Source organism: Ruegeria sp. CG11 (assembly GCF_056537245.1).
Genome location: NZ_JBQFRE010000011.1, coordinates 61,836 through 82,614 on the forward strand (window position 1 = coordinate 61,836; position 20,779 = coordinate 82,614).

General features: G+C 59.5%; 19 protein-coding genes. 3 read left to right on the plus strand and 16 right to left on the minus strand.

Going from position 1 to position 20,779, the window contains the following annotated elements; translation table 11 throughout:
• Positions 1-30: 30 nt before the first annotated feature.
• The 3 genes from rpoB to rplJ all read right to left on the minus strand — a co-directional run bounded on the left by rpoB (position 31) and on the right by rplJ (position 5,390).
• The gene (rpoB, locus tag ACR0KW_RS18300; protein WP_480806269.1) at positions 31-4,167 is read right to left on the minus strand and encodes a DNA-directed RNA polymerase subunit beta; all 4,137 of its coding nucleotides are present in this window, start codon (positions 4,165-4,167) and stop codon (positions 31-33) included.
• A 250-nt stretch (positions 4,168-4,417) separates the two neighbouring features.
• Positions 4,418-4,792, minus strand: coding sequence for a 50S ribosomal protein L7/L12 (gene rplL, locus ACR0KW_RS18305; protein WP_037314964.1), 375 nt, complete (start codon positions 4,790-4,792; stop codon positions 4,418-4,420).
• Positions 4,793-4,871: 79 nt separating this feature from the next.
• A complete protein-coding gene (gene rplJ, locus ACR0KW_RS18310) occupies positions 4,872-5,390 on the minus strand; it encodes a 50S ribosomal protein L10 (RefSeq protein ID WP_170335589.1) in 519 nt (172 codons plus the stop codon).
• Positions 5,391-5,791: 401 nt separating this feature from the next.
• Here rplJ and ACR0KW_RS18315 point away from each other — a divergent pair, with 401 nt between their 5' ends.
• Complete coding sequence (locus ACR0KW_RS18315) at positions 5,792-6,757, plus strand: aminoglycoside phosphotransferase family protein (RefSeq protein ID WP_480806270.1); 966 nt, start codon at positions 5,792-5,794, stop codon at positions 6,755-6,757.
• 89 nt (positions 6,758-6,846) lie between these two features.
• On the opposite strand, the gene rplA is transcribed toward ACR0KW_RS18315, so the two are convergent.
• Both rplA and rplK read right to left on the minus strand, forming a co-directional pair.
• Entirely contained in the window at positions 6,847-7,545 is a 699-nt protein-coding gene (gene rplA, locus ACR0KW_RS18320; protein WP_475211555.1) for a 50S ribosomal protein L1, read from the minus strand.
• 1 nt (position 7,546) lies between these two features.
• The gene (rplK, locus tag ACR0KW_RS18325; protein WP_010440985.1) at positions 7,547-7,996 is read right to left on the minus strand and encodes a 50S ribosomal protein L11; all 450 of its coding nucleotides are present in this window, start codon (positions 7,994-7,996) and stop codon (positions 7,547-7,549) included.
• A 381-nt stretch (positions 7,997-8,377) separates the two neighbouring features.
• On the opposite strand from rplK, the gene ACR0KW_RS18330 reads away from it, so the two are divergent.
• Positions 8,378-9,643, plus strand: coding sequence for a peptidoglycan-binding domain-containing protein (locus tag ACR0KW_RS18330; RefSeq protein WP_480806271.1), 1,266 nt, complete (start codon positions 8,378-8,380; stop codon positions 9,641-9,643).
• An 89-nt stretch (positions 9,644-9,732) separates the two neighbouring features.
• Here ACR0KW_RS18330 and nusG read toward each other — a convergent pair whose 3' ends face one another.
• The 11 genes from nusG to ccoN all read right to left on the minus strand — a co-directional run bounded on the left by nusG (position 9,733) and on the right by ccoN (position 19,723).
• Entirely contained in the window at positions 9,733-10,266 is a 534-nt protein-coding gene (nusG, locus tag ACR0KW_RS18335) for a transcription termination/antitermination protein NusG (RefSeq protein ID WP_170328796.1), read from the minus strand.
• Positions 10,267-10,464: 198 nt separating this feature from the next.
• Positions 10,465-10,662 (minus strand): preprotein translocase subunit SecE, encoded by a 198-nt coding sequence (gene secE / locus ACR0KW_RS18340; RefSeq protein WP_480806272.1) that lies wholly within the window; start codon positions 10,660-10,662, stop codon positions 10,465-10,467.
• A gap of 68 nt (positions 10,663-10,730) precedes the next feature.
• Positions 10,731-10,889 carry a cbb3-type cytochrome oxidase assembly protein CcoS gene (gene ccoS / locus ACR0KW_RS18345; protein ID WP_170328799.1) on the minus strand — a complete coding sequence of 53 codons (159 nt, stop codon included), beginning with the start codon at positions 10,887-10,889 and terminating at the stop codon, positions 10,731-10,733.
• 5 nt (positions 10,890-10,894) lie between these two features.
• Positions 10,895-13,072, minus strand: a complete 2,178-nt coding sequence (locus ACR0KW_RS18350; protein ID WP_480806273.1) for a heavy metal translocating P-type ATPase — start codon at positions 13,070-13,072, stop codon at positions 10,895-10,897.
• Positions 13,073-13,076: 4 nt separating this feature from the next.
• The gene (locus ACR0KW_RS18355) at positions 13,077-13,535 is read right to left on the minus strand and encodes a FixH family protein (RefSeq protein WP_480806274.1); all 459 of its coding nucleotides are present in this window, start codon (positions 13,533-13,535) and stop codon (positions 13,077-13,079) included.
• 1 nt (position 13,536) lies between these two features.
• Positions 13,537-14,964 carry a cytochrome c oxidase accessory protein CcoG gene (gene ccoG / locus ACR0KW_RS18360; RefSeq protein WP_480806275.1) on the minus strand — a complete coding sequence of 476 codons (1,428 nt, stop codon included), beginning with the start codon at positions 14,962-14,964 and terminating at the stop codon, positions 13,537-13,539.
• Positions 14,965-15,065: 101 nt separating this feature from the next.
• Positions 15,066-15,941, minus strand: a complete 876-nt coding sequence (locus tag ACR0KW_RS18365; RefSeq protein WP_480806276.1) for a LysR family transcriptional regulator — start codon at positions 15,939-15,941, stop codon at positions 15,066-15,068.
• A gap of 375 nt (positions 15,942-16,316) precedes the next feature.
• Positions 16,317-17,180 carry a cytochrome-c oxidase, cbb3-type subunit III gene (gene ccoP, locus ACR0KW_RS18370; protein WP_480806277.1) on the minus strand — a complete coding sequence of 288 codons (864 nt, stop codon included), beginning with the start codon at positions 17,178-17,180 and terminating at the stop codon, positions 16,317-16,319.
• Positions 17,177-17,362: a cbb3-type cytochrome c oxidase subunit 3 gene (locus tag ACR0KW_RS18375; RefSeq protein ID WP_170328812.1), complete on the minus strand. Its 186-nt coding sequence runs from the start codon at positions 17,360-17,362 to the stop codon at positions 17,177-17,179. The genes ccoP and ACR0KW_RS18375 overlap by 4 nt, the downstream gene beginning before the upstream one ends.
• A gap of 10 nt (positions 17,363-17,372) precedes the next feature.
• A complete protein-coding gene (gene ccoO / locus ACR0KW_RS18380) occupies positions 17,373-18,101 on the minus strand; it encodes a cytochrome-c oxidase, cbb3-type subunit II (RefSeq protein ID WP_170328814.1) in 729 nt (242 codons plus the stop codon).
• Positions 18,102-18,115: 14 nt separating this feature from the next.
• Positions 18,116-19,723, minus strand: a complete 1,608-nt coding sequence (gene ccoN / locus ACR0KW_RS18385) for a cytochrome-c oxidase, cbb3-type subunit I (protein ID WP_170328816.1) — start codon at positions 19,721-19,723, stop codon at positions 18,116-18,118.
• 194 nt (positions 19,724-19,917) lie between these two features.
• Here ccoN and ACR0KW_RS18390 point away from each other — a divergent pair, with 194 nt between their 5' ends.
• Complete coding sequence (locus ACR0KW_RS18390; protein ID WP_170328818.1) at positions 19,918-20,757, plus strand: universal stress protein; 840 nt, start codon at positions 19,918-19,920, stop codon at positions 20,755-20,757.
• Positions 20,758-20,779: the final 22 nt, after the last annotated feature.

Here is a 20,779-nt window from a genome sequence, read left to right on the forward strand (position 1 = left end):
GAAGGGGGGACGGGAGGAAGGGCCGAGCCCTTACTCCTCAACCTCCGCATCCAGGAGTTCCATATTCAGGCCGAGGCCACGGACTTCTTTAACCAGAACGTTGAACGATTCCGGTACGCCCGCTTCAAAGTTATCCTCGCCCTTGACGATCGACTCATAGACCTTGGTCCGGCCGGCGACGTCATCCGATTTCACGGTGAGCATCTCCTGCAGGGTGTAGGCGGCGCCGTAAGCTTCCAGAGCCCAGACCTCCATCTCACCAAAGCGCTGACCACCGAACTGCGCCTTACCACCCAGCGGCTGCTGGGTAACCAGGCTGTACGGCCCGGTCGAACGCGCGTGGATTTTATCGTCCACAAGGTGGTGCAGTTTCAGCAGATACTTGATGCCCACGGTCACCGGACGTGCAAATTGCTCACCGGTGCGACCATCGAACAGAACCGACTGACCGCTTTCCGAGAAGCCCGCACGCACCAGCGCGTCGTTGACGTCAGCCTCTTTGGCACCGTCGAAGACCGGGGTGGCGATCGGAACACCGCGGGTCACGTTGCCCGCAGCCTCGATCAGGCCATCCTCGTCCAGACCGGTGATGCCTTCTTCGTAGACATCTTCGCCATAGGCCAGCTTCATCGCTTCGCGCACCGGGGTCAGGTCGCCGGAGCGGCGGTATTCACCCAGAGCGTCGTCTATGTTCAGACCCAGACCGCGCGCGGCCCAACCCATGTGGGTTTCAAGGATCTGACCGACGTTCATACGCGAAGGCACACCCAGCGGGTTCAGACAGAAGTCAACCGGAGTACCATCGGCCAGGAACGGCATGTCTTCCATCGGAACAACCTTGGAGATCACACCCTTGTTCCCGTGACGACCGGCCATCTTGTCGCCCGGCTGCAGCTTGCGCTTCACGGCGATGAAGACTTTGACCATCTTCATCACACCCGGCGGCAGGTCGTCGCCACGGCGGACTTTCTCGACCTTGTCCTCGAAACGGGCGTCCAGAGCACGTTTTTGCACTTCGTATTGCTCGTTCAGAGCCTCAACGATCTGTGCGTCCTGCTCGCCTTCCAGCGCCAGCTGCCACCACTGACCACGGGTCAGGGTTTCCAGCAGCTCCTCGGTGATCACCGACCCTGCCTTGACGCCTTTCGGACCTTTGACAGCGGTTTTACCCAGGATCAGGCCTTGCAGGCGCGCATAGATGTTGCGGTCAAGGATCGCCAACTCGTCGTCCCGGTCACGGGCCAGACGTTCGACTTCCTCGCGCTCGATCTGCAGTGCACGTTCGTCTTTCTCGACGCCGTGACGGTTGAAGACGCGGACCTCAACGACCGTACCGTAATCGCCCGGTTTCACGCGCAGCGAGGTGTCGCGCACGTCAGATGCTTTTTCACCAAAGATGGCGCGCAGCAGCTTTTCTTCCGGGGTCATCGGGCTTTCGCCCTTCGGAGTGATCTTGCCGACCAGAATATCGCCAGGCTCAACATCCGCACCGATGTAAACGATGCCCGCCTCGTCGAGGTTGCGCAGCGCTTCTTCACCGACATTCGGGATGTCGCGGGTGATCTCTTCCGGGCCCAGCTTGGTATCACGGGCGGCGACTTCGAATTCCTCGATGTGAACCGAAGTAAAGACGTCATCACGTGCGATACGTTCCGAGATCAGGATCGAGTCTTCGTAGTTGTAACCGTTCCAAGGCATGAACGCGACGACCACGTTCTTACCCAGAGCCAGTTCGCCCATGTCGGTCGACGGACCGTCGGCAATGACTTCGCCCTTCTGGACGGTGTCACCCACCTTGATCAGCGGACGCTGGTTGATGCAGGTGTTCTGGTTCGAACGCTGGAACTTGCGCAGACGATAAATGTCAACGCCAGCGTCGCCCAGTTCCAGATCTTCGGTGGCGCGGATAACGATACGCTGGGCATCGACCTGGTCGATGATACCGGCGCGTTTCGCCTGAATCGCAGCACCCGAGTCGATTGCAACCTTTTCCTCGATCCCGGTACCGACCAGCGGTGCCTCGGCCCGCAGCAGCGGAACCGCCTGACGTTGCATGTTCGAGCCCATTAGAGCGCGGTTGGCGTCGTCATTTTCAAGGAACGGGATCAGCGATGCAGCAACCGAAACCAGCTGTTTCGGCGACACGTCGATCAGGTCCACATTCTCGCGCGGGGCGAGGGTGTAGTCACCGGCCTGACGGGTCGAAACCAGATCGTTGATGAACTTGCCATCAGCATCCAGCGTCGCGTTCGCCTGCGCCACAGTATGGCGCATTTCCTCGGTCGCGGACATGTAGTGAACCTCATCGGTCACCTCGGCGTCTTTAACGACACGGTACGGTGTTTCGATGAAGCCATACTTGTTCACGCGGGCAAAGGTAGCCAACGAGTTGATCAGACCGATGTTCGGACCTTCCGGCGTTTCAATCGGGCACATCCGGCCATAGTGGGTCGGGTGTACGTCGCGAACTTCAAAGCCCGCACGCTCACGAGTCAGACCACCCGGGCCAAGCGCCGAGAGGCGGCGTTTGTGGGTGACTTCCGACAGCGGGTTGGTCTGGTCCATAAACTGCGACAGCTGCGACGAGCCGAAGAATTCACGAACCGCAGCCGCAGCCGGTTTCGCGTTGATCAGGTCTTGCGGCATGACGGTGTCGATCTCGACCGACGACATACGCTCTTTGATCGCGCGCTCCATGCGCAGCAGACCGACGCGGTACTGGTTTTCCATCAGTTCGCCGACCGAACGGACACGACGATTGCCGAGGTGGTCGATATCGTCCACGTCGCCTTTGCCGTCACGCAGTTCCACCAGCGCCTTGATGCAGGCCACGATGTCTTCGCGGCGCAGGGTGCGCAGGGTATCCGGCGCGTCCAGAGCCAGGCGCATGTTCATCTTCACGCGGCCAACGGCGGACAGGTCATAACGCTCGCTGTCGAAGAACAGGGTGTCGAACAGAGCCGACGCAGCTTCGACGGTGGGCGGCTCACCCGGACGCATGACGCGGTAGATGTCCATCAGCGCGCTTTCACGGTTCAGGTTCTTGTCCTGAGCCATGGTGTTGCGCATGTAGGGGCCAACGTTGACGTTGTCGATGTCCAGAACCGGGATGTCGGTGATACCGGCATCGATCAGTTCCTTGACGGTGCCACCGATCAGGTCGCCGTCCTTGTCGTATTCCAGGGTCAGCTCATCACCGGCTTCGACATAGATCGCGCCGTTTTCTTCGTTGATGATGTCCTTGGCGACGTACTTGCCAACGATGTGATCGAACGGAACCAGCAGGTCAGTAACGACGCCTTCTTCGATCAGCTTCTTGACCGCGCGCGGGGTGACTTTCTTGCCGGCTTCGGCAATCACTTCACCGGATTTCGCGTCGATCAGATCATAGGTCGGACGGGTGCCGCGGACACGCTCGGGGAAGAACGGAGTGACCCAGCCCTTCTTCTTGTCCAGCTTGTAGGACACGGTGTTGTAATACGCGTCCATGATCGCTTCCTGATCCAGACCCAGCGCATACAGCAGGGTGGTCACAGGCAGTTTGCGGCGACGGTCGATACGGGCGAACACGATGTCCTTGGCGTCGAACTCAAAGTCCAGCCAGCTGCCGCGATACGGGATGATGCGGCAGGCAAACAGCAGTTTGCCCGAGGAATGGGTCTTGCCTTTGTCGTGGTCGAAGAACACACCGGGCGAGCGGTGCATCTGGGACACGATCACACGCTCGGTGCCGTTCACGATGAACGTACCGTTCGGCGTCATCAGGGGCATGTCGCCCATGAACACGTCCTGCTCTTTGATGTCTTTGACCGATTTGGCGCCGGTGTCCTCATCGACATCAAACACGATCAGACGCAGAGTGACCTTCAGCGGCGCGCTGTAGGTCATGTCGCGCTGCATGCACTCTTCGACGTCATATTTGGGTTTTTCCAGATCGTATTTCACAAACTCCAGAACGGAGGTTTCGTTGAAATCCTTGATCGGGAAAACCGACTGGAACACACCTTTGATGCCTTCGCCGTCAGTGGGCTGCTCTGCATCGCCGGAGCGCAGGAAAAGATCATAAGAAGATTTCTGGACCTCAATGAGGTTCGGCATCTCCAAAACTTCGCGGATTTTGCCGTAATATTTACGAAGACGTTTCTGGCCAAGGAACGTTTGAGCCATGTCAGATGTCACCTTTCGATGTTCTCAGCGGGCAAAGACACCGTCGGGCCCCGGCGCCTTGCACATTCGAGACGACACGTCCGGATCAATTCATGGCCACCGTCCCGAAGGCAGCCTCCCGATCCGCGAACCGCGTCTTAGAAAACGCCCCCTTGCATGAGGCCCTTTCTAAGACAGGTTCGGCTGGACCCGGATTTCTCCGGACCCAGCCAAATTCTGCGGCGCATCAGCGATGCACCTGTCGATCGGCTTAGGCCAGCTCGACTTCGGCGCCAGCTGCTTCCAACTTGCCTTTGACTTCTTCGGCTTCGTCTTTCGACACGCCTTCTTTGATCTTGCCGCCGGCTTCGACCAGTTCCTTGGCTTCTTTCAGGCCCAGACCGGTGATGCCGCGAACTTCTTTGATCACGTTGATTTTCGAAGCGCCGGCGTTCTTCAGAACGACGTCGAATTCGGTTTTCTCTTCCTCGGCTGCGCCACCGGCGTCGCCGCCAGCTGCCATGACTACGGCGCCGCCAGCTGCGGGCTCGATGCCGTACTCGTCTTTGAGGATGGTTTTCAGTTCTTGTGCTTCCAGCAGGGTCAGACCCACGATGCTTTCTGCGAGTGCTTTCAGATCAGCCATTTTATCAGCTCTTTCCGTTTACAGTGTGTGTTCCAACGTCAGGGCAAATGCCCCACGCAGATCATTCAGTGCCAACCGCTTACGCAGCTTCCGCCTTCTCTTCGATGGTGGAAAGGATGCTTGCGATGTTGCTTGCAGGTGCGCCAATCGCGCCGGCGATGTTCGAAGCAGGTGCGCCAATGCAGCCCACGATCGAAGCAATAAGCTCCTCGCGAGACGGCATTTTCGAAACTGTTTCAACGCCTTTGCGGTCCAGAGCGTTCTCACCCATTGCACCACCAAGAATTTCAAAATTCTTGTTATCCTTGGCGAAGTCCTCGGCCACCTTGGCTGCAGCCACGGGGTCCTCGGAATAGGTCAGAACGGTCATCCCTGTCAGCAGGTCGGCCATGCTTTCACACGGCTTACCCTCAAGGGCGATTTTGGCGAGCCTGTTCTTGGCAACACGCACGGCACCACCCGCGTCACGAGCACGTGCGCGAAGGTCCTGCATCTCGGCAACTGTCAGACCGGCGTAGTGAGCAACCACTACGACGCCAGAGCTTTCGAAGATTTGGCCGAGTTCCTCGACCACTTTCTCTTTCTGGGCTCTATCCACAGTTCTCTCCAAGTTAGGGGCGATATCTCACCCCGGCTCATATTTGCCGCGGCTTGCGCCCCGGCGTTCAGGTCCGTTGTTACGGGATTGGCCAAAATTCGCCCGAGGATCGTGACCCTCAGAATTCTTTGGTCTTACCCGTCTCAGGCAGGGAATTAAGGGGCCGAATGGACCCACCCACCGTCTTGGACGAAACGAAATAAAGCGCACGACGAATCGCACGCTTTACTCCGCAGCTCTCTTTAGGGCAGATGGCCGAAGTTTCCAAGGGGTAAATTGCCCGTTCAGGCGGTTTGGCGGGCCGTGCCGCTGCGCATCGTCCCATGTCAGCGATTGACATGGCCTGCACCCTAGGGTCCTGTCAACAAAACCCCTTGTTTCGCGTCCAGCTTTTGCCCCCTATGCCAACCCTCACAGCAGATGAACAAAGGCGCGCAACTGAGTTTGTCGCGGAATTCTCGCGCCATGCCGGATTGCATGGGCCGTTGCAGTTCGACTGCGTATACCGATCGCACGGCTTTCCCGACACCCGCCTTGTTCTGCATGTTCAGGGGCCAGCGCAGAACTATGCGATGAAGATCGACACCGCATCGCCCGAGTCCGGCCGGTTGCAGACAGAGTTCGACATTCTGACCCAGCTGGCACAGTATTTTAGCGGGCAGGAGACATCGCGTGTGGTGCGCCCCTATTACATTTCGCCGGGGGGCATGTTCTTCATTTCCGAGTTCATTGACCGGCCCACAGCCGTCGACGTGATCCACAACAGCGACGACGACGGTCAGGTCGCCCGAATCTACCGCCGCGCCGGGGCGTGGCTGCACGACCTGCATGGCTTTCAACCCGCCACCGAGTATGAATTCCGCCCACGCTGGATGACCGACACCATCAACGAGCTGCTGCCGTTTGTGCCGCCGCACATCCGGACGGCGGGCGGCCAGATGGCAGAAAACCTGGAAAACGCCGCGCTACATTTGAAGGGCATCCCGGATACGCGGGTATTTTCGCATGGCGACTTTCACGGGCAGAACCTGATCGTCGGCAAAGGCGAGATGATCGGGCTGGATTTCACCGAGGTTCGCAAGAAGCTCGCCGTTTACGATATCGTCGATTTTCTCAAGTCTGATATCTTCCGCGACGCGGACCCATCCGATGTGGACCGCAGCGGCATCCTGAAACTGAATAAGGACATGTTCTTTCGCCGCTATCGGCATCCGATCCACATGGGGATACTGGATTTCTGCATCCGCGGACGCCTGCTGAAAGACTGGCTGGCGTCATGGCACGTCGATCACAGCTGCAGCCCCTACGAGGAAGACAGGCGGCGGCGTCTGGGTGATCGGCTGCAGATCGCGTTTCAACAACGCTGAAACCACCCAATTCGCCTGCATGGCCAAAAAGAAAATCCCGGGCAGTTCGCACCACCCGGGACCAGATCTTTGCAACTTTGCGTTAAGGCTTATTCGCCCGCCGCAGCAGCCACGTCCAGAGTCACGCCTGGACCCATGGTCGAGCTCAGTGCGATTTTCTTCATGTAGGTGCCTTTGGCGCCCGACGGCTTGGCCTTGGCAACAGCCGAGACGAAAGCACGGACGTTTTCGGCCAGCTTGGCTTCGTCGAACGACGCTTTGCCAACGCCAGCGTGCACAACGCCGCCTTTTTCCGCCTTGAACTGAACTTCACCGCCCTTGGCTGCTTCCACGGCCGCTTTCACGTCCATGGTCACGGTGCCGACCTTGGGGTTCGGCATCAGGTTGCGGGGGCCCAGAACCTTACCCAGACGGCCGACGATCGGCATCATGTCCGGGGTGGCAATGCAGCGATCGAATTCGATGGTGCCGCCCTGAATGGTTTCCATCAGGTCCTCTGCGCCAACGATATCTGCGCCTGCTTCTTTCGCTTCGTCAGCCTTGGGGCCACGAGCAAAAACTGCAACGCGCATTGCTTTACCGGTGCCGTTCGGCAGACCGACAACGCCACGAACCATCTGGTCTGCGTGACGGGTGTCAACGCCCAGGTTCATCGCGATTTCGATGGTCTCGTCGAACTTCGAGGTTGCGTTGGCTTTGACCAGGGCAACTGCTTCTTCGACCGACAGGTTTTCCTTGCCGGCGACAGCTTCGCGCGCAGCGCGGGTACGTTTACCGAGTTTTGCCATCTTATTTCACCTCGATGCCCATGGAGCGGGCCGAGCCCAGGATGATCTGCATTGCGCCTTCGACGTCGTTGGCGTTCAGATCTTTCATTTTGGCTTCGGCGATTTCGCGAACCTGCTTCGAGGTCACGGTTGCCACGGTCTCACGACCGGGGTTTTCCGCGCCACGAGGACGGTTACGCTTACCAACCGGCTTCAGACCAGCTGCTTTTTTCAGGTAGTAAGACGCGGGCGGCGTCTTGATGTCCATGGTGAAGGACTTGTCCTGATAGTAGGTGATCACGGTCGGGCACGGAGCGCCGGGCTCCATGTCTGCGGTCTTGGCGTTGAACGCCTTGCAGAATTCCATGATGTTGATGCCGCGCTGACCCAGCGCCGGACCAACTGGCGGCGACGGGTTCGCCTGACCTGCAGGAACCTGCAGTTTCATTGTACCAGCAAGCTTCTTGGCCATTTGGTTTTCCTTTCAACGTAGGTGAAACGCGTCCCACCCGGTTTATGTTGCGTGGTCCGATCCGGGATCGCGATCCCTGCAACCTCCCACAAGAGAATCTCGCCCGAAGACGATAGAGGCGGCCTTTACAGAGGAATCCGGGGGTTGGCAAGCCCAGAGGCCACTCCATTCGGAGCAATCGAATCGATACTCCTGCAGGCCTTCAATTGCCCAATGAAGGTGGACCGCTACAGATGTGATACCGCACTCCACTAAGAACTTAATAGCACAGTAAAAAGACCGCATTAGCCTACTCTACGGGCAAGACTTTCCCTTAATATCACATTGATACTATCTGCCGTGCTATACTCCTGAAAATTGGTTTTTCAATGGAGGCTAATTATGATCATTCGTTTTGTAGTAGCGCTTGGCATCGCGGTTTCCTTTGCTGCGACCTCTCCTCAGAATGCACGGGCCGATGCAGGCGACTTCTTGGGCGGCGCTGTCGTCGGTGGGGTCGTCGGTTACGCAATTGGCAAGGACCAACAGAAGAAAAAGGCTCGGACGACGACAACGACGCGAACCTACCGGTCGGGTATACCGTCGACCACACAAGGTGCGCAGACTCAGACAGCGCTCAACTATTTCGGCTACAATGCCGGAAGGGTTGACGGACAGGTCGGCCGCGGCACCCGTGGAGCGATCGAACGCTATCAAGTCTCAATGGGTTACCCTGTGAATGGCTATGACTTCCAACCGTATCAGCGTGATTTCCTGATGCAGGCTTACTACTGGGCGACCAGCGGCGGACAGGCTACAACCCAGCTTTCGGGCCAGCCGCTGCTTATGGCCTACCGTCAACAACTCCATGGCGGGTCTGCTTTGGCGGCTGCGCCTCAGGCTCCGGTGACACCAGTACCTCTGGCTCCGGTAGCGGCTGCTCCTCAGGCCCAGGTAGCGCCCACGCCGGTTGTTACGCCTGAGGCGACCGAACCCCAGCCAGACGCGGCGGAGACCACGTCTGCAAGCCTGCCGAGCCTGTTTTCCGGCGGCACCGGAGGCCCTTCGCTCGCCAATCGCTGCAGCGCGGTTATGCTCCAAACGTCAACCAATGGCGGCTACACAACTCTGACAAACATGTCCGACCCTGATTTTGCGCTTAGCGAACAGTTCTGCCTCGCCCGCAGCTACGCAATGGGACGCGGTGAGGATTTGATGCAAGACATTCAGGGGCTGACACCAGATCAGGTGGCCGCTCAGTGCGACTCGTATGGTGAAATGCTGGCGCCGCAGGTTGTTGCGCTGTCTCTAAGCTCAAAAGTAGATGCGGAAACCCAGATGCGTAAGCTTGCGTTGGATTCCGGACACAGCCCCGAAGATCTGTCCGCGACCAGTAAGGTCTGTCTGGCAATCGGCTACCGTCAGGACAACATGGACGCTGCGATCGGCTCTGCCCTGATGTTGGTAGCAATGGGCGAGCCTGCCTACGGAGAGCTGATCGGGCACCATCTGCGCGAAGGTTTCGGAGTACCTCAACGCCGTGATCTTGCAATGCAGTGGTATGATGCGAGCCTTTCCGCATTGGACGCCGGGTCGGAAGCGGTCTTCTTGCCGTCTCAGTCCGACCGTCCGCAACTCTTGCGAGCGGCTATGGTTCAGGCGCAGTAAACCGGGGCGCTGAACAAGTTCCCCATCAACCAAAAAAAGCGCCGCGGTGCATATTGCATCGCGGCGTTCAAATTTCGTTTTAGGCCAGTTTAGCTTTGCTTGGTGACCTGCGTGAAATCCAGCTCGACCGGGGTTTCGCGACCAAAGATCGAAACCGAGACCTTCAGCTTCTGGTTCTCGTCGTCCACGCCTTCGACCATGCCGTCGAAATCCTCGAACGGGCCGTCGTTGACCTTGACCTTTTCGCCCACCTCGAAGGTGATCATCAGCTTGGGCGCTTCTTCACCTTCCTGAACGCGGTTGAGGATCTGGTTCACCTCGGCGTCGCGCATCGGCATCGGGCGGCCTTGGGGGCCCAGAAAACCGGTGACGCGGTTGATCGAGTTCACAAGGTGATAACCCTGATCCGACATCTCCATATGCACCAGCACATAACCGGGCATGAAGCGGCGTTCGGTCGTGACCTTCTTGCCCCGGCGCACTTCGATCACCTCTTCGGTGGGCACCAGAACCTCGTCGATATCGTCCTCAAGGCCCTGTTCGGCCACCGACGTGCGGATCTGCTCTGCGATCTTCTTTTCGAAATTCGAAAGAACGCTGACCGAGTACCACCGTTTCGCCATGAACCTGTCGTCCTTGTTTGTCTTCGGTGCACACGGGTTGCCGCAGCACCGTCATTGAAATTCTATCGCATCACCCGGAATAAAAAGCGGCGCGCAGCCCGAATCGCCGCACGCCCATTCCGAATAGTACCGCGTCACCTACTCTGACATCGCGCGCGGTGCAAGAGGGCAGTGGCGTTTCCGCCCGCCCGAGCCGGTTTAGCTGAACGCGCCCAGGATCGCCTGAAGCCCGCCGCGAATGCCCAGATCGACCAGCGCAAAGAACACGGCCGTCAGCGCCGCCATGATGAACACCATGACCGTGGTCAGCAGAACTTCGCGCCGGGTCGGCCAGACGACCTTTGCGACTTCGGCACGGACTTGCTGAATGAACTGGATCGGATTCATAGTTGCCATTTGGCTTGGTTCTCTCTGCTAGCGGATGGGCCGGACATAACCGGGCATTGCGGCAATTTCAAGGGCCGTCAGGGTCTGGGCTTGTCGTCCCATTCATCGCTGAGGATGCGGCGTGCATCGCCTTCGGGATCGTCATACTGGTTCGAGCGCACGGTGTAGATGAACGCCACAAGGCCAACCCCGCCCAGAAGCAGGGAAATTGGGATAAGATAGGCCAGAACTTCCATATCGGTTACCTCAGTCGCAGGGCGTTCAGCGACACGGTGATCGACGACGTCGACATCGCCAGCGCCGCGATCAGCGGTGTGGCAAGGCCAACGACGGCCAGCGGAACCGCGATGATATTATACACGGTTGCGATACGGAAGTTTTCACGAATCCGTTTGGTCGCCTTCACCGCCGTATCGCAGGCATCCGCGATCGGGGCAAGATCATTGCCCAGCAGCACGATATCCGACGCCACCCGCGCCGCATCCAGCGCCGAGGCCGGAGAGATCGACACATGCGCCGCAGCCAGCGCTGCTGTGTCATTCAGGCCATCGCCGACCATCAAAACGTGACGGCCCTGATCGCTCAACTCCTGCACGCGCGCCGCCTTATCCTGCGGCAGGGCCTGTGCAACCCAATTGTCGATCCCCAGTTTTGCAGCCAGCGCCTGAACCGCGCCCTGCGTGTCGCCGGAAATCAGGATGACGTCCTTGCCTGCGTCGCGAAGGGCCTGAACCGCCTCAGCCGCGCCGGGGCGCAGGCTGTCCGTGAACAGGAAGGTTGCGGGGGCTTGCCCGCCAACCGACAGCCAAGCCGCCGTCTGGTTGCCCTCTTCCGCACCAGTCCATGCGGCGCGACCCAGACGCACGCGCTGGCCGCGCCAGTTGCCTTCGGTGCCATAACCCGGCACCTCGGTGACGTCTTTGAGGGAGGCCGGCTTGATCCCGGCGTCCCGCGCCGCCTTGGTCAGAGCCACCGACAACGGATGCGAGGACGCCTCGGCCAATGCCAGCGCGATCTCGAGGTCCGCGCGGGAATGATCGCCCAGATTGGTCAGTTCGGGCGTACCCGAGGTCAGTGTACCGGTCTTGTCGAAGACGACTGTATCGACCTCGGCCAGACGCTCCAGCGCAGTGGCGTGCTTGATCAACATCCCCTTGCGGAACAGCCGCCCCGAGGCCGCCGTGGTCACCGCAGGCACGGCCAGACCCAACGCACAGGGGCAAGTGATGATCAGAACGGCGGCAGCGATGTTCAACGCGGTGCGGATATCGCCGGAATAGATATACCAGCCCAGAAAGCTGAGCGCCGACAGGATGTGCACACCGGGCGCATAAAGCTTGGCCGCCTTGTCCGCCAGCGAGGTATAGCGCGACCGCCCGGATTCAGCGATGGCGACCAGATCGGCCATACGATGCAGCGAAGTATCTTCGCCCACCGCCGTCGCGCGGATGGTCAGGGGGCCGGTCAGATTGACCTCACCGGCGCTGACGGTCAGGCCAGCTTCGGCAAAGACAGGCAGGGTTTCCCCGGTCAGCAGAGAGCGATCCAATTCGGATTGACCCGAGACGATTGCGCCATCCACCGGCATACGGCCACCTGGCCGGACAAGGATCAGGTCACCGACGGCCAGCGTGGCCACGGCGACCTCTTCTTCGGCCCCATCGACCAGCTTGATGGCACGGGGCACTTCAAGCGCCGTCAGTTCCTCGGCCGCAGACCGGGCGGCGGCGCGGGTACGGTAATCCAGATACCGGCCCGCCAGCAGGAAGAAGGTCAGCGTCAGCGCCGCGTCGAAGTAAGCGTGCTCACCGCTGAGCGCGGTTTCCCACAGCGACGTCACCAGCGCCAGCACAATGGCCAGCACAATCGGCACGTCCATGTTCAGGCGTTTTACACGCAGCGCGCTCCAGGCATTGGTAAAGAAGGGTTGCGCGGAAAAGGCAATCGCAGGCAGCGCAATCGCCGCCGAAATCCAGTGGAACATGTCGCGCGTGGCGTCCGAGGCCCCAGACCAGACCGAGACCGACAACAGCATCACGTTCATCGAGGCAAACCCGGCCACCGCCAGACGCATCAACAGATCGCGGCCCGCCTTGTCCGCCTGCGTGGCCGACAGGGCGCCGGGGTCCAGCTCATGCGCTTCGAAACCCGCGTTCTCCAGCACCGGGATCAGGTCGGCGGCGCGTAGATCGGGTGCCGCTTTGACCATCGCGCGTTTCAGGGTCAGGTTTACCCGCGCATCTTCCACGCCGGGATGGGCGTTCAGCTCACGCTCGACCGTGGCGATACAGGCCGAGCAATGAATGCCCGGCAGCGACAGCGCGATCTGCACATCCTGCGGAATCGGACGCGCCGGTTCCGCAGGGCTGGCAATGCATCCCGGACAGGCCGCCGTGCCGGATGTAAGCTGCGCCGTCATCCGATCACCCCTTCACATACAGCGGCACGCGCTGCGCGAACTCGGCGCCCGAGCTGTCCTTGGCCACCAGACGGATGTTCCAGTTGCCTTTGCCCAAGGTCGCCGGGGTTGCGTAGGCCTGCCCGTCAAAGGTGAAATCGGGCGAAAAGTCCTCTTTCACATGGGTGGCACGGCCAACCACCGCCTGCAATTCCGTCACTTCGACCGGGGTGCCGGTCTTGTCGGTAATGTGCAGGATCAGCAGGCCGCCCGACACCTCGGCGCGGATGTTCCAACCCAGCGCCTGCTGTTCCTGCAGACGCTCGTTGAACTCCTGACTGGCGACATACGAGTTTTTGACCTCGAGCCCCGGAAAGGTTTTCACCGCACTATAGGCCAACACGAGGTTGACGGCGATGATCACACCAAAGGCGGCGACGAACACCGCCAGGGCGTGCTTTCCGGTAAACTGACGCTCGGCCATCTTAGTTCCCTCGTCCGTTGAACGTGGTGTCCTTATAGGCGCGCTCACCACTTTCCACATCTTCGACCCAGATACGTACCGGAGTGGACGCCGCAGCCGCAGGTCCGGTGCCTTTCGCCGAAACGATGTAAACGCGGGTCAATTGTGCCGTATCCGCGGTGACATTAACAGTGCTGCCCTCGATCCCTTCGATTTGCAGCTGCAGCGCCGGATCACCGGCCAGCGTCAGCTCGAACGGCCGGTCCTTACCATGTTTGTTGCGCAGGCGCACGTCATAGGTGTTGCGGATGGTACCGTCGGACAGGGTCACGAAGGTCGGGTTGCGCACCGGTGCCACGGTCAGATCGATATCCGAGCGGATGAACAGCGCGAACAGCAGGCCAAAGCCGACCAGAGACCACATCGCCGTATACATGATCGTCCGCGGCCGCAGGATGTGTTTCCAGACATTCTTGGGCGGATCGCCTGCGCGTTCGCGGGTCTCATCGCTGAGCGCCATGTAATCGATCAGGCCGCGCGGCTTGCCGATCTTGGCCATCATGTCATCGCAAGCGTCGATGCACAGGGCGCAGGTGATGCATTCCAGCTGCTGACCGTCGCGGATGTCGATGCCAACCGGGCAGACATTCACGCAGGCCATGCAGTCGATGCAATCGCCCAATTCGGAATCCGCAGTCCGCTTGCCCTTACCGCGCGGCTCACCGCGCCATTCGCGGTAGCCAACGACCAGAGTGTCCTCGTCCATCATCGCAGCCTGAATACGCGGCCACGGGCAGGCATAGATACAAATCTGCTCGCGGGCGAAGCCACCGAACAGAAACGTCGTGCCGGTCAGAATCAAAATGGTGGTGTAAGCAATCGGATGGGCGTTGCCGGTGACCAGATCGCGCAACAGCGTCGGCGCATCGGCAAAGTAAAACACCCAGGCGCCGCCAGTAGCCACGCCGATCAACAGCCACACGGTCCACTTTGTCAGACGCAGCCGCGCCTTGCGAAAGTCCAGTTTTTCCTGCCGGTGCAAACGCAGACGGGCGTTTCTGTCCCCCTCGATCCAGCGTTCTACCAGAATGTAAAGGTCGGTCCAAACGGTTTGCGGGCAGGCATAGCCGCACCACACGCGCCCCAACGCCGAGGTGAACAGGAACAGCCCGAGACCCGCCATGATCAGCAGGCCCGCGACAAAGTAGAATTCATGCGGCCAGATTTCGATCCAGAAGAAATAGAACCGCCGGTTCGCCAGATCCAGCAGTACCGCCTGATCCGGCAAGCTGGGGCCGCGATCCCACCTGATCCAAGGCGTTAGATAGTAAATCCCCAATGTGACCGCGAGGATGATCCATTTCAGGTTTCGAAAAGGACCGGACACGCGCCGGGGAAAAATGGGCTCCCTAGCAGCATAAAGGCTGGGGGCGGGGTCGGAATCGCTCACGAGCTGGCTCCAGATGTGGCTGTTTTTTAGGCGTCTTGTCCCAAATCACAACGGGTCCCACTTTGACATGGGTCAAAAGCGCATCGCACAGACACCTTTTGTCACATGCGACCAGATTGCCGCCTGAGCCAAGCCACAAAAACCTTGACGGCAGGCCGCAGCGGTGCATCGCCGGTTACAATATGATAGCCCCGTTCGCCCGGTTCGCAAAACAGTTCGACAAGGCGGCCCGCCTTTATGTCCGGTTCAACGAAATGCCGCGCCGTGACGGTCACCCCCTGCCCGGCCCGCAGCCCTTCAAGCACCAGATTGCCCGGCAACATGATGCGCCCGGCACGAGGGCCACGTTCAACACCATGTTGGGCGAGCCACGAGGTCGCCTCGGTGGTTCCAAGCTCTTCAAGCCAGGGCAGCTGGCTCAGTTCGTCAGGTGTCATCGACGTCCTGCCCTGCAGCAGGGAGGGCGCAGCGACGATCACGATCGGGCTTTGCAGCAATAGTTCCGATTCCAGGCCAGGCCAATTCCCGTCGCCGTACCGGATCGCCACATCCACTCCACCCGGGCGCAGGCTGACCAGATCCGGCGAGGGATCCAGCACCAGAGGGATATCGGGATGGTCGAGTTGAAAGGCAGGCAGGCGCGGCATCAGCCACGAGGCCGCAAAAGACGCGGTCAGCGAAATGTGAACCGGACGGTCCTCGGCCAGGTGCATCAGGTCGGCCACCGCATCACCGATGGCCCCAAATCCAAGATGCAGGGCACGAGCCAGTTTCTCGCCTTCGGGGGTCAGGGTCATGGACTTTCCGCTTCGGTCCAGCAACGCGGCGCCCAGGTACCTCTCCAACGCACGCAATTGCTGGCTGATGGCAGCGTGGCTGACATTCAGCATTGTACCCGCCTGCACCACATTTCCGGTTTCCGCAAAAGCATTGAAGGCCTTCAACGACGCAAGCGGCGGCATTTTCAACCAATCCATATGTAAGCCCACCTTACACTTTCACATATCAATTGAGTCGCATTTCCGCGCCCGCAGATCAATCTTGAATTCAGTTGGACCCACATTCAGGAGAGATCAGATGCTGTCTATTCTTGCCAGAACTTTCATGGTCGCCACCCAAACCGACTCGCGTGACGAACCGCCAAAGCCAAAGTGGCTTTCTGATGATCACTGGTGGAAGAAAAGCTTGCGCGTCACAGGTTCGTGCTCCAAGTAAAAGGTGCACTGGACCGGTACATTTTGGACTACTAGTCTGGATATGTAGCACCGGCTGTTCAGGAAACGCGCGAACAGATGGAACAGCCGGTGCCTCAACCTTCGGGCGGCGAGCCGTCCGAAGGTATTCCTTAAACCTTACTGGCCACCACCAAGCTGGTGGACATAGGCGGTGACGGCGCGGATTTGCGCGTCGGTCAGGCGGTTTTCCCAAGCGGGCATCACACCAAAGCGGCTGTAGGTCACCGTTTCGGTCAGAGCCTCTTCGCTACCGCCATAGAGCCAGATGGCATCGGTCAGGTTCGGCGCGCCCTGGAAGACATCGCCTTTGCCGTCTTCGCCGTGACAGGCCGCACAGTTGTCTTCAAAAACAACCTTGCCCGCCTGCGCCGCCGTATCGTCGGTCTGCGCATTGGTCAGCGACATGACGTACTGAACCACCTGAGTGATCTCTTCACCTTCGAGAATTTCGCCAAAGGCCGGCATCTCGGAATAGCGCGCATCGTCGCTTTCCTCGTTCCGGATACCGTGGGCAATTGTGTACTCGATATCTTCGAGCGTACCGCCCCACAGCCAGGCGTCATCCAACAGGTTCGGGAAGCCGGTGGCACCCTGCGCACCCGAGCCGTGACACTGCGCACACCAGGTGCGGAACACAGCACCGCCCGCATTCACTGCATATTGCTGCAGCTCTGCATCAGCCGAGATTTGCTCCAGCGGTGTTTCAACCAGCTTGGCGTTCCAAGGCGCGTTGGCCTCTTCGAAACTCACCATTTCCTGCTGCACGTCCTCACGCGTGGACCAGCCCAGAACACCGGCTGTCGCAGAATGAACCAATGGCCACGCGGGATACATGATCGTGTAGATCACACCCCAGATGATGGTGACGTAGAAAGTCCACAGCCACCAGCGGGGCATCGGGTTGTCGAATTCTTCGATGCCGTCCCAGGTATGTCCGGTTGTGTTTGGATCGCCCGGCAGTTTTTCAGATGGTTTGCTCATTGCCGCGCCTCCTCGGATGTGGCGGGTTTGTCTTGATGCCGGAACGGGATGTTGGCGGTGTCCTTGTATTCCTTGCTGGCACCGGGGCGGAAAACCCAGATCACGATACCCACAAAGAAGGCAAACAACAGCAGCAGCATCCAGCTATCCGCGAATTGCCTCAGGAGTGTATATTCTTCCATCACACCCTCCTTAGCGGCTCGCGTCCGGGGTGAAGGTCGAGAAATCGACCAGCGTTCCCAGCATCTGCAAGTAAGCAACCAGCGCGTCCGCTTCGGTCAGTTCGGGCTGACCGTCGAAGTTGCGCACGCTGACCTTGTCGCCATAGCGCTCCAGCAGCCCGTCATAGTCGCTGTCCGGATCAGCCTGCGCACGGAAGTCCGCCTGCGCGTTGGCCAGCATCTCTTCGGTATAGGGCGTGCCCACCAGAGCGTTCGCCGCCATGATGTCGCCGATATACTTGCCATCGATTTTGCGGTGCTCGAGGAAGCCGTATTTCGGCATCACCGATTCCGGCACAACCGACTGCGGATCACGCAGGTGGTCCACATGCCACTGGTCCGAGTACCGGCCGCCCACACGTGCCAGGTCAGGCCCGGTACGCTTGGAGCCCCACTGGAACGGGTGGTCATACATCGACTCAGCCGCCAGCGAGTAGTGGCCATAGCGTTCGACCTCGTCCCGCATCGGGCGGATCATCTGGCTGTGGCAGACATAGCAGCCTTCGCGGATGTAAATCTCACGGCCCGCCATTTCGAGAGGGGTGTAAGGGCGCATGCCCTCCACCTTCTCGATTGTGTTCTCAAGGTAGAACAGCGGGGTGATCTGAACCAGGCCACCGATAGTCACGACCAGAAAGCTGAAGATCAGCAGGAGGGTCGCGTTGGTCTCGAGGATCTTATGTTTGTCGAGAATTGCCATTGCTCCGGCCCTCCTTATTCAGCCGGGACCGCGACGGTCAGGCTGGCCTCTTTGGCCGGTGCCTTCCGCACAGTCATCCACAGGTTGTAGCACATGATCACAGCGCCAGCGACGAACAGGACGCCACCCAGAGCACGCACCACATACATCGGGAACTTGGCCGCCACGGTGTCAGCGAACGAGTTCACCAGGAAACCGTTGGCATCCACTTCACGCCACATCAGGCCTTCCATGATACCGGTCACCCACATCGACGCAGCGTAGAGCACGATGCCGATGGTGGCGAGCCAGAAGTGCCAGCTGACCATCTGCAGCGAGTACAGACGCTCACGCTTCCACAGGACAGGTACCAGGAAGTACAGAGCACCAAAGGTGATCATGCCGTTCCAACCCAGCGCGCCCGAGTGCACGTGACCAATGGTCCAGTCGGTGTAGTGGCTGAGCGAGTTCACAGCGCGGATCGACATCATCGGGCCTTCAAAGGTGGACATGCCGTAGAAGCCGACCGAGATCACCATCATACGGATCACCGGGTCTGTGCGCAGCTTGTCCCAAGCGCCCGACAGGGTCATCAGACCGTTGATCATACCACCCCAGGACGGCATCCACAGGATCACCGAGAACACCATGCCCAGTGTCGAGGCCCAGTCAGGCAACGCGGTATAGTGCAGGTGGTGCGGACCGGCCCAGATGTACAGGAAGATCAGCGCCCAGAAGTGGATGATCGACAGCTTGTACGAGAACACCGGACGGTCGGCCTGTTTCGGGATGAAATAGTACATCATGCCCAGGAAGCCCGCGGTCAGGAAGAAGCCCACAGCGTTGTGGCCGTACCACCACTGGATCATGGCGTCCTGTACGCCCGACCAGACGATAACCGATTTCGAACCCCAGACGCTGACCGGGATGGTCATGTTGTTGACCAGGTGCAGCATCGCAACGGTGACGATGAAGGCCAGATAGAACCAGTTGGCCACGTAGATGTGGGGTTCTTTCCGTTTGATGACTGTACCCAGGTAAACGGCCAGATAGGCGACCCAAACAATGGTCAGCCACAGGTCAACATACCATTCGGGCTCGGCGTATTCTTTGGATTGGGTTCCGCCCAGCACGTAGCCGGTCGCGGCCAACACGATGAACAGCTGGTAGCCCCAGAACACGAACCACGCCAGGTTGCCGCCCCACAAACGTGCGGCGCTGGTACGCTGCACGACATAGAACGAGGTCGCGATCAGCGCGTTGCCACCAAATGCAAAAATCACCGCCGAGGTGTGCAGCGGGCGCAAGCGGCCAAAGTTCAGATAACCCTGCGCCCATTCGAAGTTCAGCGCCGGAAAGGCCAGCTGGAACGCAATAAAGGTTCCCGCCAGGAACCCGACCACGCCCCAAAGGGCGGTTGCGATCACGCCGTAACGGATGACGCCGTCCATGTATTCGCCCGAGCGATCCACGAGAATATCTGGCTCATCGGTATTTCTAAGCGTCCAGATGAACAAACCAACGGCGATCACCATCACCAGAATTGCGTGCACCTGATACGCCAAATCGCGTGCATAATTGGTTCCGATCGCCGCGAATATCGCGATCAGACCAAGCACGATCAGCTTGATGTAATTTGACATATTGCGTCCCTTTGCCATGCCCCGCGCGATTCTTTATGTGTCACAGGGCTTATTTGACTGGCTGCTGTTTTGTCGGACAGAGGCCAGAACTGCTTTGATCTGTGTCAAGACAATAGCCTGTTTTCTGTGACAATCGTAATATTGCAGCTGGGTCATCAGGCCGCAGCAAGGCGCTCTGCAGGCATGAGGTCAAAATGGCTTACAAATCACTTCTCACCGTCATGACGGACACAAGCCAGAGCGATCCGGCTCTGGCCCAAATGGCTGCGCTGGCATCAGCGCAGGATGCGCATATCGAGGCGCTCTGTCTTGGCGTCGACCGCAGCCAGACCGGGTATTATTATGCCGGTGCCAACGCCCTGATTCTTCAGGAAACGCTGAACCGCGCCAACGCCGAAGCCGAAGAAATCCTGACCTACGCCAAAACCTATCTGGGCAAGACCGACACCCGCTGGTCTGCCGAAAGCGGAGTGGCGCAGATCTCGGACATCGGCCGCCATGTCGCCCATCGCGCGCGGTTCTCCGATCTGGTCATCCTACCGCAACCCTATGGAGAGGATCGCGGCGCCGAGGCCGAACCCATCGTCGAAGCCGCGATGTTCGAGGGTCACGCGCCGGTTCTGATCACGCCGCAGAACTCCGCACCATTCGCACGGCCAGGCACGATCCTGATCGGCTGGAACGAAAGCGTCGAGGCCATGCGCGCCATTCGCCGCGCCCTGCCCTTCCTGATCGCGGCCGACCTGGTACGCATCGTCGTCATCGACCCGCCGCGCCACGGGCCTGACCGGTCGGACCCCGGCGGACTGCTGTCGCAAATGCTGGCCCGCCACGGCGTCAAATGCGAGATTGACGTATTGAGCAAGACCATGACCCGTGTGTCGGACATCCTGAACCGGCACGCCGCAGATACCGAAGCGGACATGATCGTGATGGGGGCCTATGGCCATTCGCGGTTCCGCGAAGCCATTCTGGGTGGTGCGACCCGAAACATGCTGGAACAAGCTTCTGTTCCGGTGTTTCTGGCCCACTAAGGCAACAATGATTGCAAAAGCC